This window comes from Bacillus sp. FJAT-27986 (assembly GCF_001685035.1).
Lineage (GTDB): Bacteria > Bacillota > Bacilli > Bacillales > Pradoshiaceae > Pradoshia.
Window position 1 is genome coordinate 54,604 of record NZ_MAYV01000001.1, and the last position, 25,215, is coordinate 79,818.

29 protein-coding genes and 1 riboswitch are annotated in these 25,215 nt (G+C 36.3%); of the genes, 10 read left to right on the forward strand and 19 right to left on the reverse strand.

Features of this window, described 5'->3' with window-relative positions; genetic code table 11:
- Nucleotides 1-104: 104 nt before the first annotated feature.
- The 9 genes from A8L44_RS00190 to A8L44_RS00230 form a co-directional block, all read right to left on the reverse strand.
- A complete protein-coding gene (locus tag A8L44_RS00190; RefSeq protein ID WP_066099792.1) occupies nt 105-1,133 on the reverse strand; it encodes a PTS transporter subunit IIC in 1,029 nt (342 codons plus the stop codon).
- 521 nt (nt 1,134-1,654) lie between these two features.
- A complete protein-coding gene (locus tag A8L44_RS00195) occupies nt 1,655-2,080 on the reverse strand; it encodes a hypothetical protein (RefSeq protein ID WP_066099796.1) in 426 nt (141 codons plus the stop codon).
- Between the two features lie 271 nt (nt 2,081-2,351).
- On the reverse strand, nt 2,352-2,879 hold the full coding sequence (locus tag A8L44_RS00200) for a hypothetical protein (RefSeq protein ID WP_066099799.1): 528 nt from the start codon (nt 2,877-2,879) through the stop codon (nt 2,352-2,354).
- 94 nt (nt 2,880-2,973) lie between these two features.
- Nucleotides 2,974-3,771 carry an ABC transporter ATP-binding protein gene (locus A8L44_RS00205; RefSeq protein WP_066099802.1) on the reverse strand — a complete coding sequence of 266 codons (798 nt, stop codon included), beginning with the start codon at nt 3,769-3,771 and terminating at the stop codon, nt 2,974-2,976.
- Nucleotide 3,772: 1 nt separating this feature from the next.
- A complete protein-coding gene (locus A8L44_RS00210; protein WP_175354206.1) occupies nt 3,773-4,801 on the reverse strand; it encodes a FecCD family ABC transporter permease in 1,029 nt (342 codons plus the stop codon).
- 1 nt (nt 4,802) lies between these two features.
- The gene (locus A8L44_RS00215) at nt 4,803-5,774 is read right to left on the reverse strand and encodes an ABC transporter substrate-binding protein (protein ID WP_066099809.1); all 972 of its coding nucleotides are present in this window, start codon (nt 5,772-5,774) and stop codon (nt 4,803-4,805) included.
- A 192-nt stretch (nt 5,775-5,966) separates the two neighbouring features.
- Nucleotides 5,967-6,146: riboswitch (cobalamin riboswitch) on the reverse strand.
- Between the two features lie 144 nt (nt 6,147-6,290).
- A complete protein-coding gene (locus tag A8L44_RS00220) occupies nt 6,291-7,787 on the reverse strand; it encodes an amidase (RefSeq protein ID WP_066099812.1) in 1,497 nt (498 codons plus the stop codon).
- A gap of 94 nt (nt 7,788-7,881) precedes the next feature.
- Nucleotides 7,882-8,949, reverse strand: a complete 1,068-nt coding sequence (locus A8L44_RS00225) for an undecaprenyldiphospho-muramoylpentapeptide beta-N-acetylglucosaminyltransferase (protein ID WP_066099816.1) — start codon at nt 8,947-8,949, stop codon at nt 7,882-7,884.
- A 130-nt stretch (nt 8,950-9,079) separates the two neighbouring features.
- Nucleotides 9,080-9,622 (reverse strand): histidine phosphatase family protein, encoded by a 543-nt coding sequence (locus A8L44_RS00230; RefSeq protein ID WP_254654674.1) that lies wholly within the window; start codon nt 9,620-9,622, stop codon nt 9,080-9,082.
- A 261-nt stretch (nt 9,623-9,883) separates the two neighbouring features.
- Between A8L44_RS00230 and A8L44_RS00235 the strand changes: the two genes are divergently transcribed.
- From A8L44_RS00235 to A8L44_RS00245, 3 genes are all read left to right on the forward strand, one after another.
- Nucleotides 9,884-10,150, forward strand: coding sequence for an acylphosphatase (locus A8L44_RS00235; protein ID WP_066099827.1), 267 nt, complete (start codon nt 9,884-9,886; stop codon nt 10,148-10,150).
- Between the two features lie 145 nt (nt 10,151-10,295).
- On the forward strand, nt 10,296-11,072 hold the full coding sequence (locus tag A8L44_RS00240) for a C40 family peptidase (protein ID WP_066099829.1): 777 nt from the start codon (nt 10,296-10,298) through the stop codon (nt 11,070-11,072).
- Nucleotides 11,073-11,254: 182 nt separating this feature from the next.
- Nucleotides 11,255-11,563: a hypothetical protein gene (locus A8L44_RS00245; RefSeq protein ID WP_066099832.1), complete on the forward strand. Its 309-nt coding sequence runs from the start codon at nt 11,255-11,257 to the stop codon at nt 11,561-11,563.
- Between the two features lie 28 nt (nt 11,564-11,591).
- Here the strand turns inward: A8L44_RS00245 and A8L44_RS00250 are convergent, their stop codons facing one another.
- From A8L44_RS00250 to A8L44_RS00265, 4 genes are all read right to left on the reverse strand, one after another.
- On the reverse strand, nt 11,592-11,792 hold the full coding sequence (locus tag A8L44_RS00250; protein ID WP_066102205.1) for a ChaB family protein: 201 nt from the start codon (nt 11,790-11,792) through the stop codon (nt 11,592-11,594).
- A 108-nt stretch (nt 11,793-11,900) separates the two neighbouring features.
- Complete coding sequence (locus A8L44_RS00255; protein WP_066099835.1) at nt 11,901-12,620, reverse strand: YebC/PmpR family DNA-binding transcriptional regulator; 720 nt, start codon at nt 12,618-12,620, stop codon at nt 11,901-11,903.
- A gap of 246 nt (nt 12,621-12,866) precedes the next feature.
- Nucleotides 12,867-13,340 carry a hypothetical protein gene (locus A8L44_RS00260; RefSeq protein ID WP_066099837.1) on the reverse strand — a complete coding sequence of 158 codons (474 nt, stop codon included), beginning with the start codon at nt 13,338-13,340 and terminating at the stop codon, nt 12,867-12,869.
- Nucleotides 13,341-13,484: 144 nt separating this feature from the next.
- A complete protein-coding gene (locus A8L44_RS00265; protein WP_066099840.1) occupies nt 13,485-14,234 on the reverse strand; it encodes an aminoglycoside phosphotransferase family protein in 750 nt (249 codons plus the stop codon).
- 540 nt (nt 14,235-14,774) lie between these two features.
- Between A8L44_RS00265 and A8L44_RS00270 the strand changes: the two genes are divergently transcribed.
- The 4 genes from A8L44_RS00270 to A8L44_RS00285 all read left to right on the forward strand — a co-directional run bounded on the left by A8L44_RS00270 (nt 14,775) and on the right by A8L44_RS00285 (nt 17,760).
- Complete coding sequence (locus A8L44_RS00270; RefSeq protein ID WP_066099846.1) at nt 14,775-15,209, forward strand: LptM family lipoprotein; 435 nt, start codon at nt 14,775-14,777, stop codon at nt 15,207-15,209.
- Between the two features lie 430 nt (nt 15,210-15,639).
- Nucleotides 15,640-15,864 (forward strand): hypothetical protein, encoded by a 225-nt coding sequence (locus A8L44_RS00275; protein WP_066099851.1) that lies wholly within the window; start codon nt 15,640-15,642, stop codon nt 15,862-15,864.
- A 360-nt stretch (nt 15,865-16,224) separates the two neighbouring features.
- Nucleotides 16,225-17,262: a MerR family transcriptional regulator gene (locus tag A8L44_RS00280; protein ID WP_066099853.1), complete on the forward strand. Its 1,038-nt coding sequence runs from the start codon at nt 16,225-16,227 to the stop codon at nt 17,260-17,262.
- Nucleotides 17,263-17,283: 21 nt separating this feature from the next.
- Nucleotides 17,284-17,760, forward strand: a complete 477-nt coding sequence (locus A8L44_RS00285; RefSeq protein WP_066099855.1) for a MerR family transcriptional regulator — start codon at nt 17,284-17,286, stop codon at nt 17,758-17,760.
- A gap of 108 nt (nt 17,761-17,868) precedes the next feature.
- On the opposite strand, the gene A8L44_RS00290 is transcribed toward A8L44_RS00285, so the two are convergent.
- Nucleotides 17,869-18,411: a GNAT family N-acetyltransferase gene (locus tag A8L44_RS00290; protein WP_066099858.1), complete on the reverse strand. Its 543-nt coding sequence runs from the start codon at nt 18,409-18,411 to the stop codon at nt 17,869-17,871.
- Nucleotides 18,412-18,436: 25 nt separating this feature from the next.
- A complete protein-coding gene (locus tag A8L44_RS00295; protein WP_175354207.1) occupies nt 18,437-18,919 on the reverse strand; it encodes a GNAT family N-acetyltransferase in 483 nt (160 codons plus the stop codon).
- Nucleotides 18,920-19,126: 207 nt separating this feature from the next.
- Between A8L44_RS00295 and zupT the strand changes: the two genes are divergently transcribed.
- Complete coding sequence (gene zupT, locus A8L44_RS00300) at nt 19,127-19,936, forward strand: zinc transporter ZupT (RefSeq protein WP_066099864.1); 810 nt, start codon at nt 19,127-19,129, stop codon at nt 19,934-19,936.
- 64 nt (nt 19,937-20,000) lie between these two features.
- Here the strand turns inward: zupT and A8L44_RS00305 are convergent, their stop codons facing one another.
- A complete protein-coding gene (locus tag A8L44_RS00305; RefSeq protein ID WP_066099869.1) occupies nt 20,001-20,822 on the reverse strand; it encodes an STAS domain-containing protein in 822 nt (273 codons plus the stop codon).
- Nucleotides 20,823-21,594: 772 nt separating this feature from the next.
- Between A8L44_RS00305 and A8L44_RS00310 the strand changes: the two genes are divergently transcribed.
- Entirely contained in the window at nt 21,595-21,858 is a 264-nt protein-coding gene (locus A8L44_RS00310; protein WP_066099872.1) for a hypothetical protein, read from the forward strand.
- 59 nt (nt 21,859-21,917) lie between these two features.
- Here the strand turns inward: A8L44_RS00310 and A8L44_RS00315 are convergent, their stop codons facing one another.
- The gene (locus A8L44_RS00315) at nt 21,918-22,427 is read right to left on the reverse strand and encodes a hypothetical protein (protein WP_066102213.1); all 510 of its coding nucleotides are present in this window, start codon (nt 22,425-22,427) and stop codon (nt 21,918-21,920) included.
- A gap of 241 nt (nt 22,428-22,668) precedes the next feature.
- Here A8L44_RS00315 and A8L44_RS00320 point away from each other — a divergent pair, with 241 nt between their 5' ends.
- The gene (locus A8L44_RS00320) at nt 22,669-22,959 is read left to right on the forward strand and encodes a hypothetical protein (RefSeq protein ID WP_066099877.1); all 291 of its coding nucleotides are present in this window, start codon (nt 22,669-22,671) and stop codon (nt 22,957-22,959) included.
- 191 nt (nt 22,960-23,150) lie between these two features.
- Here A8L44_RS00320 and A8L44_RS00325 read toward each other — a convergent pair whose 3' ends face one another.
- Together A8L44_RS00325 and A8L44_RS00330 are read right to left on the reverse strand one after the other, a co-directional pair.
- Entirely contained in the window at nt 23,151-24,113 is a 963-nt protein-coding gene (locus A8L44_RS00325; RefSeq protein WP_066099880.1) for a S8 family peptidase, read from the reverse strand.
- Nucleotides 24,114-24,492: 379 nt separating this feature from the next.
- Complete coding sequence (locus A8L44_RS00330; protein WP_066099884.1) at nt 24,493-25,203, reverse strand: 6-phosphogluconolactonase; 711 nt, start codon at nt 25,201-25,203, stop codon at nt 24,493-24,495.
- Nucleotides 25,204-25,215: the final 12 nt, after the last annotated feature.

The following is a 25,215-nucleotide window of genomic DNA, read 5'->3' on the forward strand; positions in this document are numbered from 1 at the left end:
TTAGGTTCATTTTTAACACATTCTATCAAAATAGATTCTCTTCTTCGTATGATTTACCTAAACCCCTATCTGAGTCAATATTTCAAAAGAGACAAAGCAGACAACTATTGAACTTCAAGATGAAGATCACCTGCTTTAACCTTTCCAGCCATTTTTAGGAGGCGGTGAATCGCAAGAGCAATCATAACAGGAAGCACCATCCCTATTCCTACATAGTTGAGGAATATGCCCATCCCTTGATTAGCTAAGATATTTATCGGTGCAATCAACGAGCTTAGCCCCATCCCGCCTAGTTCATACGGTACTTTAAAATCAAAGACCATCGTAGCTATTGGCGCAGCAATTGCGGCAGCCGTAAACGCAGGTATAATGTAGATTGGGTTTTTTATCAAATTTGGAAACTGTACCTTTGGTGTCACGATTGATTGTGCAAGAAAGCCACCTAAATCATTATCTTTATAGCTCATTGCTGTAAAGGCTACAAATTGTACCGTACAGCCAATCAAGGCTGCTGCACTTGATACTGGGTCCAACTGCAGAGCAATCGCAAGCGCAGCTGATGAAGCTGGGGTCATTAATAAAAGACTAAATATTAAGGATAAGACAATCGATCCAATTAAAGGTGAGCCTTCTACAGAAGCTGTAATTTGTGCACTTATCCTTGTTAGTAATGGTGTTGTCACCGCTGCTAATCCAACTCCGGAAATCCCACCAATAAAAATAGCTGTAATCGGAATTGCCATAATGTCCAATTTTGTTTTACCAACCATCCTCTTGCCTATATATGTAGCGATGAGTGCAGCCAATACAGCTGATATAGGTTGTCCAGTGACAATCGTAAAAGCACCTTCTGCTGTTTTTTGAATAGCGGCTCCACCAACAGAGGCACATGCCATTGCACTAAATTGTACTAATGAGTTACCTCCAAGCTGATAGGCAATCCCTGCACCAAGAGCAGGCGCAAGCAAGACCTTTGCCGCTCCTCCAATAGTAAGGAATATTTGCCAATCAAAGTAACCCCCAATTGATTCGAATAATAGACCGATTCCTAATGTTACTAAAACGGCATTTGCGATTCCCGTAGATGCCTTATACATTCGATCAATAATATATTCTTTTCTCTTCATCCCCATCGCCCCTTAGTAGTTAATTAAATATTCTGAAAAATAAAGGTGTTATGTTTTCTTTTTTCTGCATCCTTCCTTTATTGGAGATATTAGTATTTAGATATATTAACACACCTAAAATAAAAATAGCAAAATATTTTGAAAATTTAATATAAATTAATAATTTGAACTTCAAAATAATTCCATAACGTTTTTATCAACTGAATTTCCATATTCATATTATATTTTTAACTTACAGTAATAGTTGGTTTCTGGCATTTTCCTTTTTTCACTCTCCACTTTCCACAGCCAATAATTCTATTTTTAAATATAATCTAATTACACATTTTGATTTACGAATACTTATTAATTATTTTAGTCGTAAAGTAACATAAAAACGGGCAAATACACAAAACTTGTTCTACCTCATAACCAGTGCGAAGTATATGAATGATTTTGAGTATCTCTGTTTATAATAGCTGCTGCGTATAATCTTTTTGGTCCAAAAAAAAAGGATTTCCGTACTTTTACGGAAATCCTCGCTCTTCTTATAATGATAATGTTAACTTGATTGTCCCATCATTCATCTCATACGATTTAATTTTTCCAACAGGTATCTTTTTCACGATATCCCAGGAATTAAAATCCATTTTAACCGTCTGATTTGTAGAATCTGAAAATGGCGGACTGTTAAGTATTTTAATTTCATCTTTATTCATATCAGTAGGATTCAAACTCTCAATTTCAAAAATAATCATTCTTTTTTCCATATGAATAGGTTTCAGACTTATCATATATGAAATATTTTTATCTGTTGTACCGCGAATATTCAAGTGGCCTGTTGTTATTTCTACTTTTATATCTTTTTGGCCAGACTGTCTTTTTATTAGTTGTTCTAACATTACTGGCTTAATAGGAACGGTCACTCCATTTTTACTTATTTCGTTAAATTTCTGTTTAAATTTATCCAGCACGGTGGCAACACTCCTAAAGTATTTAGTTTCCGGTTTAATTAAACTCAAATTTTACTTCTGCTTGTTTCTTTTTAATATAACTTAATCGTAACATGGCTAGAATTACATTCCCTACTAATGTGTCCTCTTTTCATCCATAAAAAAGCACGATTCTTTCTTTGGTTATGAAAGAATCGTGCTTTTCTTTTTATCAAATCATACATTCTCTCTTCATTAAAAATGGATAACAAGATCTATCTAACTCTATTATTTTAGATGTAGGCTTAAACATTCATTTCTTTTTCACAGCATATGATTTACTGACAAAAGGAATTTCCTGTATGCCGTTCACCTGATTTACATAAACAGCCATCACAAAACAAACATTTGCGAGCAATCCTAGGAAATCAAATAAGATGTCTAGCACTTCTCGCTCTTCACTAACTTTATGCAGGGCACGATAGGATTTCTTGGCCTCACTGCGTACGACATGAAGTGCGCATGCAGCGTTGCTTCCTTGCGGTAATACGAATTGTTTTACCTTTTCCCCTGTTTTCTCAACATAAAAATCATATCTATCACTCAACCACTGTAAATCTGCTTCAGTTATCGCCAATTTTCCGCGCACAGAACCGTTCACATGATAGCATAGCGCTTGAACCTTACGAAGGTCATCAATGACTGCTTGCTCTTTCTCAGTCAATAACGGGAAAACAGCTCCAAGCCTTGTGGTTAAACTATCAGTGCGAATCTCATAATCAACTAAACAGCTTTTTTCTCTCATGAATGGATAACTGGAGTAGCGCCAGTCTTTTTTCAAGGTTCATTCCTCCTTATTTAAAACTTAGGTTTTAGTATGAAATAATGGTAACTCCGCGACGCCTTCACATAGAAGGCCATCGCACATGAATTCTTCATGCCTCCCCTTTTATATCTATGGCATAAGGAATCATCTGCCTTTTTCCAAAATAGGAATCATTGTATGTATACGTATGAGTTTTAAAAATACGCATCAAGTTAAGATCCGTAATGACTTGTTCGGGTTCCCCTGCTGCAACGAGTTCTCCATTTCCCATAAGTATGAGTCGATCACAATAGCGAGTGGCTAAATTAATATCATGGATGGCCGCGAAGACAGCCTTTCCCTCTTTTACAAGCTCCCGGATGACCTCGGCAATTTGGACCTGATGATAAATATCCAGATCTGAAGTTGGCTCATCCAACAAAATAACCTCAGAATTCTGAGTGATGGCTTTAGCTAAGAAAACAAGCTGACGTTCTCCTCCTGAAAGGGATGTGATATAACGGTCTCTTAAATGATAAATTCCTGTTTGTTTCATCGCTTTCTCTGCCAATTGATTATCATCTTTTTGTGAGAATTGCCATTTCTTCCGATGCGGATGCCTTCCCATAAGTACTACCTGACTCACTGTAAATTCATAGTCAAGGACCGTGCTTTGTGGCATATAGGTGATTGCTTTGGCCACTTCAAGAGTAGTCATCTCAGAGAGAGCATGATTCTTAAAGGCTATTGACCCTGCAGGTGGCTTTAGCAATCCTGCCATTAAGCGCAGTAAAGTAGATTTTCCGGTACCGTTCGGACCAATCAAGCAGGTAAATTGGTTAGTTTCCAAAGAGATATCCATTGCTTTTAAAATCACCTGTTTGCCACGGCTAAAGCTGAGTTTCTCCGCATTCAAAATAGCTGTCATCTCAGATTTCCCCCTTCTTTTTATTTTTTAAAATTAAATAAAGGAAAAACGGAGCGCCAAAAAAAGCTGTAATAATACCGATTTGAATCTCAGCAGGCCTAATGGCCAAACGGGATATTAAGTCAGCAAGAATCAAGAAACTCGCTCCCCCTAAGACACTAGCCAGTAGTAAATTTCGATGCGAGGGCCCAATGATCATACGGATCATATGAGGGACAATCAGACCAACAAAACCGATGGCTCCCGTTAATGAGACACTCATTCCAGTTACTAATGAAGCAGTAATTAACAATAGATTACGGGTGCGCTGAACGGAAATCCCCATATTCTGGGCCTGCTCTTCACCCAGCAGAAAGATATCTAAGTCGTTGGCATGGTACAAAAAGACACAAATCGAAAATAAAACAGGAACAGTTAATATTTGTACATGACTCCAATCACGCCCGTTTAAGTTCCCCATCATCCATTGGACAATCTGCTGCATCACTCCATTCGAAAAAGAGATTAGCAGAGAGGTACAGGCTGATAAAAAAGAACTAATCGCAATACCCGTCAGCAGCAATGTCAGTACTGAGGTCCTTCCTTGATTGGTCGCAATCATATAAATTGCAAACAAAGTCAATGCAGCCAGGATAAAGCCCATTAAGGGGACGAAAAGAGAATGGATCGCGGCCAAACCAAAATAGATGGCCAGTACACCTCCGAATGCTCCACCTGATGAAACACCAATTATGCCGGGGTCAGCCATCGGGTTGCGAAACACACTTTGCATCACGACTCCCGATATTGCCAAGGCTGCCCCGACTAATCCAGCCACAACAACCCGCCCCAGGCGAATCTGCACAAGGATTGTTTCATACATTGGGTTATAGTCAAACTCTATAAATGGAAGCAGTGAGAGTAATACTTTCACAGTTTCCGTAAATGGAACGATGACCCCGCCATACATGGTTGCTAAAAGTAACGATACGAGCAAGGAACAAATCAGGATTCCAAAAATAAGAACCTGTTTAGACTGTTTACAAACCATATTATTCTCCATATAAAACTTGATAAATATCTTCTGCTCCCTCAATCACAAAATGGGAAGCCGTTGTTAAATTTGCGCTATCTATCACATGCACTTCATTATTCTTAAAGGCTTTAAGATTTTTAAGTGCCGGATCCTTTTGCCATTCCTCGACGAATGTTGCTTTTGAACCGTCATACTGCCAATCGCTTGTAATAATCACATCTGGATTTATCTCAACTAATTTTTCCTTTGAAAGATTTGGATAATCAGGATACTCTTCACCGGTAATGCCCGCTTCTGTAATGGCATTTATCCCGCCTGCTAAGGTGATGATTTCTCCTATTGTAGTATTCTCAGTAACTGAAGAATTTTGCTGTGTCCAGTAAACCACTCGTTTTTTATCTGTTTGTGCTTTTGCTTTCGTTTGTAAATCTGACATCCTCTTTTTGACATCAGCTATGATTTCTTCTGCTTTATCTTCCTCGCCAACAATGGTACCAACCTCCATTAGACCATCCAATACACCTGATATAGAGGAATCATCTTTAAGTTGGTAGGTGGTGATGTCTGCAGCATCAATTTGTTTAAGAACCTCAGGATCTACATAGGAAGGAATCAGCACTAAATCAGGCTGAAGTGACAGCACCAATTCAGATGTGACTGATTCAATTTTTGTATCAATTCCATCTGTTAGATCTGCTACATTCGAAATCCCTGAGTCTGTAGACATTTTCGTTACCGCGGCAATCCGCTCCTCATCAACCAAAGGCAATAAATATTCATCAATAGCCAATGTGGTCGAAACAATCCTTGAAGGTTTTTCTTTAAGGGTCACCTCTTCCCCACGACCGTCTGTTAAGGTTTTCGGATACTCACTTGTTTCCTGGTTTGTTTCTTTTTCCTGGTTGTTTACTGTCTCATCATTTCCGCATGCAAACAATGCAAAAACGGATAAGAACACCAAAAGTGATAAGCTTGCAATCTTTTTCATCTCACTATTCTCCCTTTTTCAAAATTTATTTATATTTAGCGAATTTACGCTGAAATATTAAACATAAAAAAGCCTGTCTTCCCGATTAAGGAAAACAGGCTTGATTCATGCACAGACAAAAAAACGCTGTCAAAATCAGCGCAAAGACACAATCATCTCTACGTTCGCCATCCCTTTTCCCACCGAAAAGTAAGCAATACACATTCATAAGCAGGTTTCCTGACTCTGAGCTTCACTTTACTCTCACACCTTCCCTCTTTTAAAGGTGGTCACGTGATTTCATCAGCTCTTACAGTAGCGGGGGCTGTTCCAGATTTACACTGGATTCCCTTTTACCTCACAAAAGTGAGCACTTATGATTGTTTTAAATTTTCGTACTATTAATATATCATGTTGAAAATGTAAACGGAAGATATTTTTGATATATAGGAATTCACATAAATTTAAACAAGTGAAATGACTGTTCTAATTGACCAACTGAATTACACGCATCTTCTAGTCGATCTATCACTTTTATCACCATCCAATATATGGATTCCCTTTCTGTCCAACCCATATATCGGATTGCTCTAACAACGCTCCTATTTTAAGAAGCCAATCTTCCCTTCCCTTTGGAGCCATCAATTGCACTCCAAGGGGTAAGCCAGAATCTGTCATATGAACAGGCAAGCTAATCGCAGGCTGTCCGATGATGTTCGCCAACTGTGTAAAAGGCGTATACGTTAAACTTGGTTTAAACATTTCATAGACCATTGCTAACTGTTCAGAGGGTTTTAGTTCATTTACTTTCAATAACTGCAAGCTCTGTTCATCCGTATGCGTCAATTCGCCCACCTTTGGAGCTGAGAAAGCTGTTGCCGGCGTCAAATACAAATCATAATCCTCATTGAACCTGGCCATTTGTGCAGCTGCCGTATCCCATTCAGCTAAACTGCGTGTAAATTGAACAGCTGATACATTCTGCCCGGCAGTTCTGAGTACCCATGTGACTATCTCTATATCATTAACGGTAATCGGCCGTCCAATGGCTTCCTCAATGGACAGTATATCTGCTGCCATTTCTCCGCTATTCATAATATAGTAATTTTCCATAAGGCGGATTCCATCTACCCCATTATCACATTCTTCAACGGTGAACCCTGCCTGTTCCAGCCATTTGACTGTCTTATGTACCGCTTCTACAGCTTCTTCACTAACGGGTGTTCCCACCGGAGACTTTGTGGAAAAAGCAATTTTAAACCTTTCTTTCAATGGATTCGAAAGCTCCTTCAAATAGCTCCCATTATATAAAGGTACCTGAAAGGCAGTATCCGGCTGAATGATTTGCAAGGCATCCAGCATAGCTGCACTATCACGAACCGTTTTGGTTAAGGCAAAATCTACCGCAGCTCCATGCCATTGGCGGCCCACACCTGGACCAACGGGTGTCCTTCCCCTTGTTGGCTTCAAGCCTACTAATCCAGTGAATGATGCCGGTATACGAATAGAGCCGCCGCCATCACTGGCACCGCTAATTGGGACCATACCTGAAGTTATACTGGCTGATGCTCCGCCGCTTGATCCACCCGATGAATGCTGCAGGTTCCATGGATTACGTGTCGCTCCATATACAGCTGGCTCAGTAATATTTTTCAGACCAAACTCCGGAGAACTCGTCTGTCCAATAATGACAAATCCTGCCTCACGAATTTTTTTCACAAAATTAGAATCCCGTTTAGCAATCCGATTTACATGTAATTTTGAACCCGCTGTAATCGGTTCGCCTTTAATAGATTGTGATAAGTCTTTTAATAAGATAGGTACTCCTGCAAAAGGTCCGTATATAGATTCAGACTTTCCAGTTTCCATCATTGCCTTTTCGAATCTAGTTCGAACAACTGCATTTGTTTTAGGATTTAGTTCATTTATTTGTTCAAATGCGTCCTCTATTAATTCTATTGCGGATACTTGTTTTTCCTTTACAAGCTTCGCTAACCCAAGTCCATCATATTGGGTATAACATTTAAGATTCATTGCTCCGACACTCCTACTTTTTGGCTACAAATCCTGTTTAGTGTTCTGTTTTAATGCTTTTTTCGTATATAGAATAATACTTATCATTTCAACATTAAATTTTATAGGTATCAATCAATTCATACAAGCGTTCCAGTCCATCTTCTTCCTCAAAATTGTTCATTTTATCGATAATCATCTGTTTGTTTTTAAATATAGTTTCTACCTTATCAGCTAACGTGTTTAACGAAAGCTCATCCTCTTCAATAACATAGGCAAAACCCTGCTTTTTAAATGATTCAGCATTCATGATTTGATCGCCTCTGCTGGCTTTCCTTGATAACGGGATTAAGACCATTGGAATTTTTAAACTTAAAAATTCAAAAATAGAATTTGAACCGGCCCTTGAAACAGCCACAGCTGTCATAGCCAATATATCTGCCAAGCCTTGGTTAATATATTCAAACTGAGCATATCCATCACGATGTAGGGTGGAATCTACCTTTCCTTTTCCGCATAAATGAATGACATTAAAGGTTTTGAGCAATCGATCCAAGTCCTTACGCACAGCCTTATTCACTGCTTCAGAACCCTGACTGCCTCCCATGATCAATAATCCAGGTTTCCTTGTATTAAATTGGCATATTTTCATTCCAATCGATGGGTCACCCTGACGCAGTTCATCTCTTACGATGGGCCCTAAGAAAAAAGACTTTTCTGCAGGAATATGATTTTTAGCCTCCGGAAAGGTATAACAAATTTTTTGAACAAAAGGCAATGATAGCTTATTGGCCAACCCTGGTGTAATGTCTGACTCATGCGAAATGATCGGTACTTTTCTACTCGCCGCAGCAAGAATGACAGGAACGGAAACAAAGCCACCTTTTGAAAAGATTATGGACGGCTGTAATCGCTTAATAATCTTTCTTGATTGCATAAAGCCTTTCAAAATATTAAAAGGGTCTTTTACATTTTTTATATCCATATATCTGCGAAGTTTACCTGTGGATATTGGAAAATAAGTGACACGATCAAACTCCTTTATCAAAGAGACTTCAATTCCCTCTTTAGATCCTATATAGTAAATCTCCCAATCCCTTTCAATCAAATAGGGAATGAGCGCCAAATTGACAGCAACATGCCCAGTTGATCCCCCACCTGTTAAAATGATTCTTTTTTTCATTTTATAAACCTCCGACAAATTTAAACGAGTCATGGAAAGTAACCATTAATATGTATGCTAAGACATGAAATCTAAATTTTATTCTCTCCTATTCACCTTGCTAATCAAAAACGGAGATGTCATCAGTGACTTACTTCCACACCCTTGTGATATTGCTTTGATCCTCATCTATCTTTAAACAATACACATCCGGATTAGTCAGACCCAACCAAGTTTCGTAACCAAAGGATTCATCCAGATGATTTAGGATTAAAGTCAGTAAGTTACCATGTGTTACGATTAATATATTGAGATTCTCGCTATCCAATGCCTCCTTTATTACAGTAAAACCTCTTTTAGCAGCCTCATTGCTGGATTCTCCTCCGGCTAATTTAACATCACGTTCCAAAAACGATTGGTATAATCTATTTTTCCAATCAGGTAAATCATGTCCAGATAAGATCCGTTCCTTTAAACGATCATCATATTCGAGCTGTATATTCTTTTCTTCAGCAATTGCTTCAGAAGACTCAATTGCCCTTTTATATGGACTGCAGACTATACGCTCTATTGAAATAGAGTTAAAAAAATCAGCTAGTTCCCTCGCCTGTATTTTCCCTTTTTCTGTTAAATCACATTCAGAACCCTGTCCGGTAGCCTCACAATGTCGAACTAAATATATGTATTTCAACACGACACTCTCCTACTCCCTATAAATTTTATTTACTATATTCTACCATATAAGGAATTCCATTAGAGCTTTGGTTAGTACGTCATCCTATTGTTGATAGTTAAATAAAAAATAAGTACCATTAAAATATAGAAATATGAATTCTTAAAACAAGTAGTGCTGAAGCACCTAGTCTTGTACACTCATGTAAATTCTAAATATTTGAGATGCTTGGGATTAAAGATATTGGGATTCTATCTATATATCAGAATAGGAGGATAAATAATGAAGCAATATCACATAATTGTCTCTGGGATTGTTCAAGGTGTAGGATTTCGCTATTTTACTCTGCTTACAGCAAAAGATTATGATATACATGGGTGGGTGCGTAATTTAGTAAATGGTGATGTAGAAATTGTTGCACAAGGAACAGAAGAAGCATTGGATCATTTTCTTGGCAAAATTAGAATAGGCCCAAAATATAGTCGAATAAACCATGTAGAGGTTAACACTCAGGTCGCTACTGAATATAAAAATTTTACAATTAAGTAAACTTATCCAAAACACAGAAAACTCACTTTTATTACAATAAACTTTCTGTTTTGTTACATTTAGGAAACATACCTAGTAATTTTTTGTCGAATCTACTACACTAGGCTAGTACTTTAAAATTTTACTAAGTTTAGTGGGGGTCAACATGAAGAATAAAGTTTTATCTATTACTGCTACCGCTGTCCTGGCGTCTTCTATTTTTGCTGGTGCTGCTTCTGCTGCTACCGTCACAGTTTCTAAAGGTGATTCTTTATGGAAATTAGCAGTTAAATATAATACTACTGTGTCTGCAATCAAAAAGGAAAACAACCTAACGTCTGATACTATTTACATAGGTCAAACACTTAATATTGGTGAAAATACGACTGCAAGCACTTCTACAAAGAAATATACAGTAAAATCCGGTGATTCTTTATGGAAAATTGCAAATACCTATAATACAACTGTTGCAAACTTAAAATCTTGGAATAATTTAAAAAGCGACACCATTTATGTTGGACAAGTATTGGTTGTAAGCAAATCAACTACTTCAACTGGTACCACTTCAGGCAGTACGGTTACAAAATCAGAAGCTGAGCGCATGGTTGCTACGGCAAAAAGTTTAATTGGCACTCCTTATAAATGGGGTGGAACAACACCATCAGGATTCGATTGCAGCGGGTTCATTTACTATATCGTTAAACAAGAACGCCCAAGCTTTACACGTACTAACACAGCAACTTACTTCTCTACTATGAAGAAAGTAAACACACCTTCTGTAGGTGACTTTGTATTCTTTGAAACATATACTTCCGGTGCTTCTCATATGGGAATCTATGTTGGAAACAATAAATTCATCCACGCTGGCTCCAGCGGTGTTGTACAGGCTGATATGACATCATCCTATTGGAAACCAAAATACTTAGGTGCAAGAAGCCTATAAGCATATCTTTATCAATCAAAATCGGTAAGCTACTATTGCTTGCCGATTTTTTATTTTTTCTTCTGAATTATGATTTCATTATTTGAGGATTTATCTAAATTTATACAATTAGGAATTAGCCGTATAGCTGAATATCATTCGGACATCATATTCTTAAATCGGTTATGTAAGGAGATTGTCAGATGGCTAAAGTATTTGGAAATGACCCATTACATATACTATTTGCATCCATTCAAGGAGAAACTGAACGAGATTACTGGGAGCAACTAAATGATGGCTTATCCTATCATAAAGGAATATCATGCTTGGAAGATGGCAGCTATCTGATTATTGAACAAAGGCAATGGATTGAACAAGAAAGCATTGGCTACCCCATTTCAAAGGAAGATGCCCTAAAAGAAATTCTCTTATCAGATAATCTTCATTTATTAAATCACCCTAAATTTTATGATTTAAAAATTCTTTATGAAAAAACAAGGAATACTCCATAATCGAAAGGAGTATTCCTCTTAAATTAGCCTATTCTTTTTCTACCCATTCGCCATCATCGTTTTTCTTGTATTTATTTTTCACCGCACTCCAGGCTACTTTAAAAGCTGTTTCTTCTTCATCATATTCTTCTCTTGCCGAATTAAAGGCTTCTTTAAATATTTCCTGAGCATGATGCGGTAACGAGTCCTTTACGGAATCTGGGAGTTCACTAACAGATTTGTAGGGCATATGATAAACCTCCAGTAATAAATGTTTTAACATTTTATTACCTTGTATCCCCCTTCTTTAAACAAAAAGTCTCTCCAAAGGAATACCCCGGAGAGACATTAAATAAAATTATTCACCAAGATCAACATTATGATAAACTTGCTGAACATCCTCTAAATCTTCAATTGCATCAATCATTTTTTCAAATTGCGCCTGTGCATCTGGATCCAATGTTACATCATTTTGAGCAAGCATGGTAAGCTCTGCCACAGTGAATTCTGTAATTCCCACATTTTTCAATGCTTCTTGAACAGCATGGAATTGATGCGGTTCTGCATAGATGATAACCGCCTCATCTTCTTCCAGGATATCACGAACATCTATATCTGCTTCCATTAGCAATTCAAGCACTTCATCAGATGTTTTCCCTTCAATACCAAAAACTGCTGTAGCATCAAACATATAGGCAACAGATCCGCTGACACCCATATTCCCGCCATTCTTACCAAACGCTGCACGGACTTCTGAAGCTGTACGATTAACATTATTCGTTAATGCATCCACAATCACCATGGAACCATTTGGCCCAAAACCTTCATAACGAAGCTCATCATAGTTTTCTTCTGCTCCGCCTTTAGCTTTCTCAATCGCACGATCAATAATTGCTTTTGGTACACTGTATGTTTTTGCACGTTCAAGTACCATTTTTAATGCTTGGTTAGATTCGGGGCTTGGTTCACCCTGTTTTGCAGCTACGTATATTTCACGTCCAAATTTGGCATAAATACGACTGGTATTAGCATCCTTAGAAGCCTTTTTCTCTTTAATGTTATTCCATTTACGTCCCATTATGAACACTCTCTTTCCACTATATATCTACTTAAAAATAGTAATACGAATAAGCTTTTACTTCAATACTTTTTGTTACAATCCCTAGGTTTCTCCAAGTTTCTATGTATAAATGAAGCAACTTTACTATTATACCTCATATATTATACATTTAATGGTTAAGATAATGAAGGAATAGAGATTTTAAATTTAATATCAGGGAGCGATTCACTCAGTAAAGAAACCCTTTAATTAATCTTATTAATGCTACTCAATATCTAACACAAATGTATAAGATATCGTTCCATCATTCCATTCAGCTAATACTTCATATATATAACGGCCTTTACTTGCAGGAATATAAAACTGTTTATTTTTATGTTCGATTTCTTGTCCTCTGCCCTTTTCATTCCATAAATAAATTTTAATATCTGGGTTATCGTCAATTTGGATAGTGGCTTTTTGATTAGATTTAACCTTAATTGATTCTATGCTGTCCGCCATCCGATAAGGAGAGGCGTGATCTGTTTCCACCATTTCTTCTTCTTCTTCTCCGTTAATCCTTTTCCATTTATAATTTCCTTTTTCCAGCTGATACTCTATCCCATTAATTATTACTTCTCCCTTCATATGTGGAGGAAATTCATTAGCATTAGCTTCATTTTCTTTACCTGTATTATTTGAACAACCTGTAATCAGAAGTAAAACGAAAATTAACATCCCCATAAAAAAGTTTCTCATCGACTGGTTCCTCCATTCTCTTACCCTCTAAGATGAGTTTTTTATATTTTTAAACGGTCTGCTTTTATATAAGTACAAAACCATAATTATATTATGTAAATTAAAATCCATCTAACGCATAAGGTTATCTTAATAAATCTCTTCCTATAGCGGACATTGCTGATGAACAATTTCCAGTAGATGTTTAGATTTTCCCTTGGAAACATGCTCTGCTAGTCTTGCTCCAGCAATAATTGGGATCCACTGCAAAACATCCTTTTCTGATAACCCGCTTCTCACGCAATACAGATGCAAATACATTTCGGCCAACTCCATTGAAACTTCTGAATACAAAAGATACGTCCGACATACATCAGCACGAATATCTCCTAAGCTGCTATCTACCCAATCAATAATCGTTACTTTATTGTCCGAATCGATTAAATTAAATAAATGGAAATCACCATGGCAAAGTCGCTTTTCATATGACATTTCATTCATTTTTTGTATCAAAATATCCTTATGTTTTCTTTTTAAAACTGCTGCCTGCTCAATTTGGCGTATTAATTTATCTGTCATGAGTTCAAGAGAATCAGCAATAACCGAATGTATTTCCTGCTGTATATCAATCGACATACTCATGTAATATTCAGCCTTACTCATGTTTTCAGATACGATACTGCCAAATGTTCTGCCCTTAATGTACTCCATTATGATTGCTTGTTTTCCATCTATTACTGTCACATCCACTATTTCTGGAACAGAAAGTCCCAAAGAGAAAACTAGCTTTTGCTTATTAGCTTCATACCTTGCTTCCGTCGCTGGTAAATACTCTTTAAATACTTTGATAATCTTATTATCCCAAAGATATATATTTGCTGTATTCCCCATCGCGAATGGAGCGGCTAATTCCATTGAATATCTCCCCTTGATTCATACTCATGTAGCTTCCACTGTAGACATTACTCTAAAAAATAATATATATATTGCCTGATTACTTCTTTATATTTCAACAAATACTGTGTAATTCCTCTTTCTATAGTACGTTTAATGCCGCTTATCAACAAAAGAGCCTCATTTAAGGATGAATTTATACAAAAATAAAGATTGCAATTAACTTCTTATAATTGCATCCTATCTATATTTCCTGAGGTTCATCAATCAAATAGAGCTATTCCCCTCCAGTCATATTATTAGATAATGCGGAATGTTATGGTGGTTAACTGATAAATTTAAACATTTCCTGTGTTTTATTTATACATTCATTCTGGCAATAGGGACATTCGGAAGTTTCTTTGGCCTAATCCGTAAGTATTCGAATTCTCTTTGCCTTAGCGCAGTCATCAAGAAAATGTAACTTATTACCAAAAGGCATAAAACTATTTCTTTCTTCCCTGATGTTCATTAAAATGTAATTACAAAAATAGGTATCTTACGTGAGAAAGGAAAAAAAACATGAAGAAATTTTTTTTCATAATACTTGCACTTGTAATGTGCACGGGGTTAGTTGCATGTGGCGGTTCATCTAGTAGTAAACAGGAGGGATATACACCTGCTAAACCACTAGATCTTTCAGGTACATGGGTTCAAATTAATAGCAATTCTGATGAAGCTTGGCAGGAAGCCACTATTGCAGATGGCACAATTGAAATCAACTGGATCAGTGATAAAGGGGAAACAAAATCATTGTACTGGTCTGGCACATATGAAGCGCCAACTAAATCCACTAATGAATATGAATGGACATCTAAAAATGATAAAGAAAAAACTGACAGTGCCTTGTTAGCATCTGGTGCTGACACTAAAGATTTCACTTATAAAGATGGTGTGATTTCCTATGAAGCATCAGCTATGGGAACAACTACTACTATCAAATTGGAAAGACAGTAAATCATCTTAGCATAAATTGAAAGCCCATGAAAAAAACAGGTCAGAGGCCAAATGCCCTCTGGCCTTTTCTCATGAACATCTTTTTTGATTTCATTAATTTGAATACCTTTTCAAAGGAAGTATCCCCTCTAAATTAGCAACGCCAACTTTCGCTACTATATAAGATTCTTTGGGTTTTACTTTCGCAAACTAAATACATCACTGCACCGATTGCTAATAACAAAATCTAAATGATTCATTTTTCACCTTTTTACTTCCGTAAATTTTATGCTCAACAAACAATTAATTCCTGGAAATCAGCCCTGCGTAATTAAGGATCTCTTAACAAAAAAATAATTAAGCATTATTTGTTCACAAAATATACACAATCTGTTACGATAATTGTAACAATTTAAATTTTTTTACTATTCCTACAAAGGGTGGGGTTCAAATGAAATTAAAAACATACGGGTTATTTATACTTTCCATTATTTTTGCTGTTATAGGACATTTTAAAGTTTCCGGAAGCATACAGCCAAATGGTATTGAGGTATACTCCAACACAACCGTTCTTGAGAGTATTTCCAACGGAGTTTTGTTAGGCGGGTTTGTCTTCTTTATCGGAATGGCAATGCTAGGATATTCTGTTTATAACTTTGTAAAAAAACATTCTTAATGTTTGGCCCTCAGGTACTTGCTGAGGGTTTTTTTATTTGCTTTTTTTGTCCTACACCTTTTTACTGTTAAGCTACAAACTTCACTTTTTTCTACCGCAAAATATTTCAACCTATCCTGTTTCCCCCTTTATCGTGCATATAATTGCCATGCCTCGTCCGTATTATGAATCCTTCCCAGCATTCTCTGTTTTTAGATAGGTAAACCTCCCGAAATGAACATAAAAACAAGGACTCTGAAGAAATACAACTTGTTTTGATAGCTTTTGTCATGCAGCAGGAAAAGTATATTGCCTGTGAAGAATACATGTATTAGAAAGATACAAATATACCTAAACGACAAAGGGAAAGGATTGTTAATTATGAAAGATAATCAAATCTTACGAGCATATTCCATTAAAGAAGTTTCACGGAGAATAAATGTACCTGCAGGAACAATCCGCCAATGGGAAAAGGACTTAAATGGCGTATTAATTATTCCGCGTTCTAAACAGGGAGCCCGTTTTTATACTGAAGTTGAAATTTCAATTTTAAAAAGAATAAAGGAAATGCGTGATAAAAATCTTAGTAAGGAAATTATTAAGGACATGCTACAAAAACATTTAACTCAAGAAAAACAGCCTGTTTCAGAACCCCCTTCTGAAGATTCCGGAACCTCTTTGGCTGTTGTAGAAAAACCAGCTGAACCAAGGATGGAGGATTTCTTGGTAGCCATGGATGATTATAAGAATAATTTAATGAAAGAAATGTCAGCAGAGTTACGAAATAATCGGAACCTTATGATTGAAGAGGTAAAAAAAGAAATTTCACAAGGTTCAATTGATACGATTAAAGGCCTATCGAAAACGATTCAACGATCCAATATAAAAACAAACGGAGAGTTACGAAAACTTTCTCTAAATGTTTCAAAAGCATCAGAGCGTACATCCGAAACATTCGGAGCACTAACGACCACCATTGCGAGGTCTTCAGAGGGAGCCTTTGAATCGTTTTCCAAACGGATATCCGAAGCGGCCGCAGATGGTTATCGTGACTTACTTGCAGACCTCTCTGCGTCCGTAACTGAAACACAACAAGAAATTAAAAGTGTAACAGAGGCCATGTATCAGGATCGCGAGCAGTATTTCGAAACGATGAATAATGAATTAGACCAGTATCGAAATGATATCCGTCAACGAGAGGAAGCTTTTAAACAAATGGTCATGAGCTTCCGAGATGCGGCACCTACAAAAGAAATAGAAAAACCAAAAACAGTGAAATTTAAAGACGTTAAAAAGAATAAAACAAAGGAAAAAGGAAAAGTCAAAACAGAAAAAAATAAGCAAGATAAACAGACTTTAAAGGAAAAGGATATGGTTCCAGCAGAAAAGAAATGGTGGAGTTTTCGACGCAAGAAGTAAAATCTAAAGGTGGTATTAAAAATGAATACAAACGAAGTAGCTAAAATCTTAGGAGTTTCATCGAGTACAGTTAAACGTTGGGTTAAACACCTATCTATTGAACCTGCCAGAAATTCTAAAGGGCACTTTATCTTTACAAAGGAAGAATTCAGCCAATTGGAACACTATCATAATCAAGATCAAATTCAATCCGTTCAAATGCTCTCTCATCCAAATAACGAAGAGGTAGAGAAACTAAAACTAAAAGTTAATGAACTTGAATTAAAACTGTATAAAAAAGCGGATGGTGTTGCGTCCATCCAGCTACTCCAACATCGAAATGAACTTGAGGATTTACTGTCAATCGTAAATGAACTAACAACTCGAATGGATCATCTTGAGACCCAATTAAGCGGAACAAAAAAACCTCCCGCTATTTCTAAGCCGATTGCACTTGATACAATAAAATCCAGGCGAAAAAGGAAACGGAAAATAACACAAATCATGTTTGGGTTATAAGGATATTAACTTAGAAGTATAACGGGACTTTTTCAATAAGTTCCGTTATTTGCTTTATTAATGTCTGTATACGTCCAACCGCCGAAAAATAATACAGCGGAGTATTTATCAGTGTTTCCATTCCGGTTTCGTAATTGAAAATACATAGGCATCATGTGATTGATTTCTCTGATATAAATATCCTCGAAGTGTCCCTTCTAATGTAAAACCCATTTTCAGCAACAAATGATTAGATGAAGTATTAGCCGGATACGTAATAGCCCCTATCCGGAATAAATCAAGTTGATGAAAGGAATAGTTTACTACTGATATAATAGCTTCTGTTGCATATCCTAACCGCCAAAAATCCGGATGAATCTCATACCCAATCTCGGCACGTTTGCTTTTTAAACTAAGATTATTTAAGCCAACTGTACCAATTAACTGACCAGATTCCTTTAAAGTAATACCCCACCTTATGGATTGCCCAAGTGCCAGCCCTCTATCCAGAGTTGCAAAAATTAAAGCAGCATCTTCCTTTTTGGTCAAAGGCTCCATCCCATAATACTCCATTACTTCTTGTTTAGACATGATCGTAAAATACTGGTTTAGATGAGAGGTATTTAATCTTACTAATTGTAAACGCTTAGTTTCTAATTCTACAAAATCCATTTTAACTCCTCCATTTCTTATCCCCTTAAATCTTCAAATGCAAAACCATTTGTTCTCCTCTTTTCCCCATTCTCCTCTCCCCCATATCCTTAAAGCCGCAGTTTATGTATAAAGATTGAGCAGGGATATTTTTCATATTCACTAGCAGAACAACTTCATCAATTTCCTCAAAATGATTTTTGATAAAGTTGGAGATGGAGTATAATGCTTGTTTGGCAAACCCTCTCTTTTGGTATTTATAATTAACTGAAAAACTGGTTAATAACAGTGCTCTATGGTTTGTCGTCACTTCAGCCACCCTTTTGCCACTGTATAAACAGAAAAAGCCGACTGCCTTTCCGTTATTAAGAATCAACACTGGAAACTTATCACAACCCTGATATACTTGTTCTAATGCTTCGAGCGGATATGATGTAAATAGATATTGTTCAGGGGGTAGCTTATAATCTCTTATACCTTCTATATATTCGTCGGAATAACTAGCTAATGTAATTTTAGAAGTATCCAAATGTTTCATCCTCCATATTTTTCAAAATAGAAGTAATAATTTATAATACCTAATTTATTTTAAAGATTCAATTTTTTATGAACAATATACTTTTGACGAACATATTAATTAGAGTATAGAATTATAATCTATAGAGTTATATTTTGATTTTACTTGATTCAAAAAGGTACACTATGTTTAAGTTATAAGGTTAGAGAGGTTTTCATAATGGATCAAACTATTTTATTTGCCTTTGCATTAACACTCATGGCTGGTTTAGCAACAGGAATCGGGAGCTTGATTGCTCTGTTAACATCTCGTACCAATAAAGTATTTTTATCCGTTTCCCTTGGCTTTTCTGCCGGCGTCATGATTTATGTTTCAATGGTTGAAATTTTTGTTAAGGCAAAAGATTCTCTTGTCAGTGCTTTAGGCTATGAAAAGGGCTATACAATGACTGTGGTTGGTTTTTTTGGCGGTATCTTACTTATCGCCTTAATTGACCGTTTTATCCCAAAGCAAGGGAATCCTCATGAACCAAAAAAAGTGGAGGACATGAATAAGCCGCGAAGTGAAATTCATAGTGATGAGCTTATGAAAATGGGTGTGTTTACCGCTTTGGCAATTGGTATTCACAATTTCCCGGAAGGTATCGCTACATTTACATCAGCAATACAGGATCCTGGCTTAGGAATTGCTATTGCAGTCGCCATCGCTATTCACAATATTCCCGAGGGGATAGCGGTTGCCGTGCCTATCTATTTTGCGACCGGGGACAAACGAAAAGCCTTTAAACTTTCATTTCTCTCCGGATTGGCAGAGCCAGTCGGTGCTCTAGTAGCTTACTTACTGTTAATGCCATTCTTAACTGATATGTTGTTTGGAATTATCTTTTCGGCGGTTGCGGGGATTATGGTATTCATTTCGTTGGATGAATTATTACCTGCAGCTAAAAAGTATGATGAAGGTCACCATGCCATTTATGGGTTGATAGCAGGGATGGCGTTAATGGCAATCAGTTTATTATTATTTATTTAACCAGCTATTTCAAAAAAAGTAGGTCCTGAATTTTCAGGGCCTACTTTTCTTTTACTTAAAAGTTTTAAAGAAATCTTTTGATAGCTTGTTGAAGACTGCCCATTGTAGTAGCTTTGTTTTCAAAATTAATCCCCATATGGATAATTTGCTGTACAATATCGGGGCGAAGTCCTGTGATAATGGATTCACACCCCATCATTGAAGTACCCTCAATTAACTTCATTAGTTGATCAATAACATCAGGATCCATCTCAGCTATACCGGATAAATCAATAATTAAGGTTTGGATATGGTGTTCTCCAACTGCCTGTAACGCTTTCTTTTCTATAATTTTGGACCTATTATCATCCCATACACCGATTAGTGGTAAGATACAAATCGTCGGTGTGATCGGTATAATCGGGACGGATAAATTTTCAACCATTTTAGTCTGCTTTTCAATTAATATATCTTTATAATTCGAATAGCTGATAAAGAAAGTATTCAAGAAACTATCAATTTGATTGTTAATTTGTTTTTCCATAATAAAAAAATCTTCCATATTAAAAGATTCTTCTGATTGTTGAACAAATTGATTGATAAATGCCCACATCGTTCTTCTTATTGCCTGTACCCATTCCAATTTAAAATTCAAAGTAAGGGAATGAGTAGCCCAAGCTATGCCTTCTTGCTTAGCAAAATCAATAACTTCTTTCTTCTCCTGGTCAAGAACGTATATAACCAGTTTATGGGCGTTATTTATCAAATCAATATTGCCAATCAGTAAGATTTCTTCTATTTTCCGCCTGACATTTACTGCTTCAGATAATAACATATCACTAAAGGACTGGCGATTTTCCACGATATATTCTTTGATCATGGCAGCTTTATCCAAGGTTGTATCCATTCTATCCCTCCTATTATAGTCGTCTGGCTACATAAATTTTATCAGACACTTCAAAAATCGTAAAATATTAACTCTTCCTTTCTAAAGTATTTAATAGGTCATCTTATTAATTCGTATGACAGAAAAGCTACAAAGGATTTTACCCTTTATAAAGGCTTTTCGTATAGTTTGTTGTTAGTAGTCAAAGGTTGAGTGCGAAAACCCAAATTAGAGGAAAATAAAGTGAAAAAAATCCAATAAATACGAAGAGAAATGTGATATAAATACTTGTAGTATTTTAATTAGATGGGGGATTCAATGTATAAAAGATATTGGGGATCTTTGACATTTTTGAGCTTGTATGTAGTTGTGTCTATACGTGTTTTCCACACCTAAACTCTTTCCTAATTTAAGCCAGCGAAACCAATTGAGGCAGTTATCAAATATTGAGTTGCAACAACTTAAATATACTAACGGATCTTCAGTCTACTATAAAAAATATCGTTATTCCCTCTTTAAGCTTAATATATCAACCCCCATTTGGTATAACCATCACGAAAACAGCCTTTAAAAAAGAAAAGTCATGAAGGGTTAGTATTCTGGAACGAATCGTTGGTCACTTAGAAGAACATAAAAAAAACTAGAATGAACCCATATAATCTCGCTTACAGAGTTCATTTTAGTCTCATAGCATTTGTTTGATTAAAAATTGTTACTCTTAATTTCTACTACTTTTTTGTAAATTCAATTATATACTAATATGGATTATGAAAATTTTTAACGGAGGTTAAGGATGATAACGATAAAATCCTTATATGGAGTCACAGCTATGAACTTATTTATCCTTTTACCCTTATTAACAGAGTCCTTACTTCAGGATTGGACATTTTCTTTTTCCCAGCTCGCTTATTTTGTCTGTCCCATTATTACCATGATAACACTTATTAAGATTATCCAATTAGATATATTAAAAACCTATCATGGTGCCTTCAACTTTATTGTTCAATTACTTATTGGAGGCACTTCAATTATTATCGCGTTCAATCATTCTGGCTAAGTCACCTCTATTTACTCTTTTAGTTCTATCAATTAAAGTTTTAAAGAGTAATCTCTCGTTTATACGGTACTGTTCGCAGCCGAATGACTCCTTTTTTGAATAGCATTTACACCCATGACAACAGCTATCATTTCACCTATTTCGATTTCATTGGAAGTTTTAGATAATTCATAGGCAGGACTTGATAAGATGGAGTTGACTTTTCTAAATCGGCCAACTTGCTTTCCTTTTTCACTGAGGATTTCATATCTTTTGGAAAAGGTCTCTGAATCAATACGGAATACTCCCCGGTTATGAGCTGTGTACTCGTATTTTTTGGCAAAAAAGCTAAATCTTGCACGTACGAAGCCAAGTTCATCCCCCTCTTGATTTGTAACGATCCACCTGTTGCTGAAAAGCGGGAATTTGCCGCTAATCAAAATATTTCCCTTCAAATCTAAAACATCGATTGTGGAAGTAAAGGCACTTTTTAAATCTAATTTACCAACAATGTGTTCATCCCTTGTATAAATATCTTTTTGGCCAGATGAAAAAAAACTATCTGTAAAGTATAAATTCTTATAATCCATATTGCCACTCCCTGACATTCTTAATTCCCTCTTCATTAACATTTCTACATCTAAAACCGTATTCCTGCCTTAAAATATATATTGCCACTGAAGTTTGTCTACCTTTATAATGAATACAAAATTATCCATTTTCACGATGTCCCCCTAAATGATTGGCATTCGTTAATGAAGCCCTTTATCCTGCCTGTCCACCAATCATTTTTCAAATATTAAAAGAATAACTAATAAAGGAGTGGAGACATTGGATTGGAATTTATTTGGCGCCCTAGCGATTGCTCTCTTTCTTATTCGCTGGGATCAGAACAACATTAAACTTATTAATTTATTTAAAGAACTGTTAATGATAGGCTTGTTTGTACTTATTTTATCTTTTAGCCTTAAAGTTGAGAATCTAGCATTTTCCGTTTTCAACTATGTTCCTGAACAATTTGAAATTTGGACTGGCGCTCTCCTCTTCATTTCCTTTATTGGCGCATTGACTCACAGAGGCTGGCGCATCTTCAACACAAACCATATCAATCGTCATCATTAAAAATGAATGCTAATCCATTTCCTACATAAACGAAAGGACTGCCATACTGAGCTAGCTATTCAGTGTGGCAGTCCTTTTTATGGTTACGCGGCCAATCTTACTATCACTGTTATAATGAAGCTTTTCAAATCTTCTCATTCGCATCATAAATCTTTTTAACGATTCAAGAATACTTTTGTACTGTCAACAATCTACATATTTATAGCATCATCTAAGGACAGTTTATTAACCAGCTCTGTTAAATAGTCAGGGGCTGTCAAATACAGCAAGCCATTTCCCTCTAATTTAGGTGAGTTCCCAAGCGGTATTGTTCTCTTTATTAATTGTGCATATATTTCCGGCTCACTTAAGTTACGTTCAAAGCTGTTATTGGTCATAACCTTAATAAGAGCCATTGCTCCTGCCACATGAGGCGTAGCCATAGATGTTCCACTTAAAGTCGCATATTTTCCGTTCAAATAAGTGGATAGAATTTTCTCACCAGGTGCTACCAAATCAATCTCCTTATTCGAATTAGAGAATCGGGATGACCGGTGTTCGAGATCAATTGCGCCAACACTGATGACTTCGTTGTAAACTGCCGGATAGCAAAGCTCTTCCGTCTCTTCATTACCATCTCCATCATTGCCTGCGGCACAAATAACTGCAATATTATTCATTACTGCCTTCTTAATTGCTTCATGCAGCTCAGGTACATCTTCTGTTCCCCCTAGAGACATAGAAATAATATCTGCTTTTTGCTCGATTGCATAAAGAATCCCGTTAATAATCCAGTCATATTCACCGAAGCCATCCTTATCCAATACTTTCAGAATAAGCAGCTTGGCAGCTGGAGCAACCCCAACTACTCCACTTTTATCTTGCGTGGCTGCAATTGTTCCCGCCACATGTGTACCATGCCCGTTATAATCCTGGAATTTATCAGGGTCACTATCATCGTCTGTAGTAAAATTCCGGCCGCCAATAATTTGCTTTGCCAAATCAGGATGGTTCACATCACAACCAGTATCCAACACTGCAATGGTTACACCTTCACCCATCGTAACATTCCAGATTTCAGGGGCTTCAATCATTTCAATGCCCTTTGGCACCTCATTGACTGAATCAAGCTGTTGATCAATATGATATGGTATAACTTGCACTTCTCTCTTCATCTTATCTCCTCCACTTGAGATTAATTTGAAGCCGGTACCAGTTGTTACCCATATTTTAACAATATATATAAAAATATCATAGGTACATTCGCACTGATTTTTAATTAGCTTATTTACATAATTATTCATGATTCATGGTTACTACTTATCAATCGTTATAATTTGACAAGTTAACATTATAATTAACCTGAGTGTAACAATGGGCGTGATTCAAAAATGAAAGACAAAATCGTATTTTATCACTAATACAAAAAACGATTATCCGACCTCTTCACTGATTCAAAACCGATAAATAGTATAATGAATATTCAGAAAATGGTATGTAATAAAGCTGACTGATTATTTTACTTAATATTGATTTTTATACCATGTACGTTTTTTAAACCCTTAATAAGCTTCCAGCTTCCTGATCTAATAAGAAAGTTGTATTTTGGTGTAAAACTTTCTTTTGTGTATGTAAATGTAAATTCTCCTTTAACGTTTTCCTGATTATTTGCGCTTTATGCAAACCATTCGCCAACACAATAACTTCCCGTGCTCCCATTATATGTTTATATCCTACCAAGTAAGCTGCAGGCAGATCCTGTGTATCAGACTGATTATAATAATCCTTATCTCCTATGCGGCGAACATGTGAATAACAAGAAAAAGAACTACTGGGACTAATAAAACCAATCTTGCAATCTCCGCCAATTCCCAATAGGACTAAATCTAATCCCCCGTTTTTAATAATATCATTGTCAATTCTCTTACATTCCTTATGAGGTATCTCAGATTTTCCGTTAAAAAAAACCAATTGTGAAGCTTTGACATTAACTTTAGAAAAAAATTCTTTATAGAGGAATTGATTGCAGCTGCCTTCATCATAAGTGCTTCTGCCCATCCATTCATACATAACTGCAAAACGGCACTCTGAAAAATCAACCAACCCCAATGAATATTGGTTCGCTAATATCTCCAATACTCGCCTTAGACTATTTTCTGCAGGGAGACCTATAAAAAGGTTTGGTTTTTCATTGATTTCTTGTATGATTATTTCAGCCGCGGATGTGGACATTTCTTCGTAATCTTTAAAAATTGTATAGTTCATTTTCTCACAATA

Excerpts from the sequence above, each read along its gene's own strand:
- A8L44_RS00190 (WP_066099792.1), bottom strand. The coding sequence starts at position 1,133 with ATGGGGATGAAGAGAAAAGAATATATTATTGATCGAATGTATAAGGCA.
- A8L44_RS00205 (WP_066099802.1), bottom strand. The coding sequence starts at position 3,771 with ATGACAGCTATTTTGAATGCGGAGAAACTCAGCTTTAGCCGTGGCAAA.
- A8L44_RS00210 (WP_175354206.1), bottom strand. The coding sequence starts at position 4,801 with ATGGTTTGTAAACAGTCTAAACAGGTTCTTATTTTTGGAATCCTGATT.
- A8L44_RS00215 (WP_066099809.1), bottom strand. The coding sequence starts at position 5,774 with ATGAAAAAGATTGCAAGCTTATCACTTTTGGTGTTCTTATCCGTTTTT.
- A8L44_RS00220 (WP_066099812.1), bottom strand. The coding sequence starts at position 7,787 with ATGAATCTTAAATGTTATACCCAATATGATGGACTTGGGTTAGCGAAG.
- A8L44_RS00225 (WP_066099816.1), bottom strand. The coding sequence starts at position 8,949 with ATGAAAAAAAGAATCATTTTAACAGGTGGGGGATCAACTGGGCATGTT.
- A8L44_RS00235 (WP_066099827.1), top strand. The coding sequence starts at position 9,884 with ATGAAGCAATATCACATAATTGTCTCTGGGATTGTTCAAGGTGTAGGA.
- A8L44_RS00240 (WP_066099829.1), top strand. The coding sequence starts at position 10,296 with ATGAAGAATAAAGTTTTATCTATTACTGCTACCGCTGTCCTGGCGTCT.
- A8L44_RS00245 (WP_066099832.1), top strand. The coding sequence starts at position 11,255 with ATGGCTAAAGTATTTGGAAATGACCCATTACATATACTATTTGCATCC.
- A8L44_RS00250 (WP_066102205.1), bottom strand. The coding sequence starts at position 11,792 with ATGCCCTACAAATCTGTTAGTGAACTCCCAGATTCCGTAAAGGACTCG.
- A8L44_RS00255 (WP_066099835.1), bottom strand. The coding sequence starts at position 12,620 with ATGGGACGTAAATGGAATAACATTAAAGAGAAAAAGGCTTCTAAGGAT.
- A8L44_RS00260 (WP_066099837.1), bottom strand. The coding sequence starts at position 13,340 with ATGAGAAACTTTTTTATGGGGATGTTAATTTTCGTTTTACTTCTGATT.
- A8L44_RS00265 (WP_066099840.1), bottom strand. The coding sequence starts at position 14,234 with ATGGAATTAGCCGCTCCATTCGCGATGGGGAATACAGCAAATATATAT.
- A8L44_RS00270 (WP_066099846.1), top strand. The coding sequence starts at position 14,775 with ATGAAGAAATTTTTTTTCATAATACTTGCACTTGTAATGTGCACGGGG.
- A8L44_RS00275 (WP_066099851.1), top strand. The coding sequence starts at position 15,640 with ATGAAATTAAAAACATACGGGTTATTTATACTTTCCATTATTTTTGCT.
- A8L44_RS00280 (WP_066099853.1), top strand. The coding sequence starts at position 16,225 with ATGAAAGATAATCAAATCTTACGAGCATATTCCATTAAAGAAGTTTCA.
- A8L44_RS00285 (WP_066099855.1), top strand. The coding sequence starts at position 17,284 with ATGAATACAAACGAAGTAGCTAAAATCTTAGGAGTTTCATCGAGTACA.
- A8L44_RS00290 (WP_066099858.1), bottom strand. The coding sequence starts at position 18,411 with ATGGATTTTGTAGAATTAGAAACTAAGCGTTTACAATTAGTAAGATTA.
- zupT (WP_066099864.1), top strand. The coding sequence starts at position 19,127 with ATGGATCAAACTATTTTATTTGCCTTTGCATTAACACTCATGGCTGGT.
- A8L44_RS00305 (WP_066099869.1), bottom strand. The coding sequence starts at position 20,822 with ATGGATACAACCTTGGATAAAGCTGCCATGATCAAAGAATATATCGTG.
- A8L44_RS00310 (WP_066099872.1), top strand. The coding sequence starts at position 21,595 with ATGATAACGATAAAATCCTTATATGGAGTCACAGCTATGAACTTATTT.
- A8L44_RS00315 (WP_066102213.1), bottom strand. The coding sequence starts at position 22,427 with ATGGATTATAAGAATTTATACTTTACAGATAGTTTTTTTTCATCTGGC.
- A8L44_RS00325 (WP_066099880.1), bottom strand. The coding sequence starts at position 24,113 with ATGAAGAGAGAAGTGCAAGTTATACCATATCATATTGATCAACAGCTT.
- A8L44_RS00330 (WP_066099884.1), bottom strand. The coding sequence starts at position 25,203 with ATGAACTATACAATTTTTAAAGATTACGAAGAAATGTCCACATCCGCG.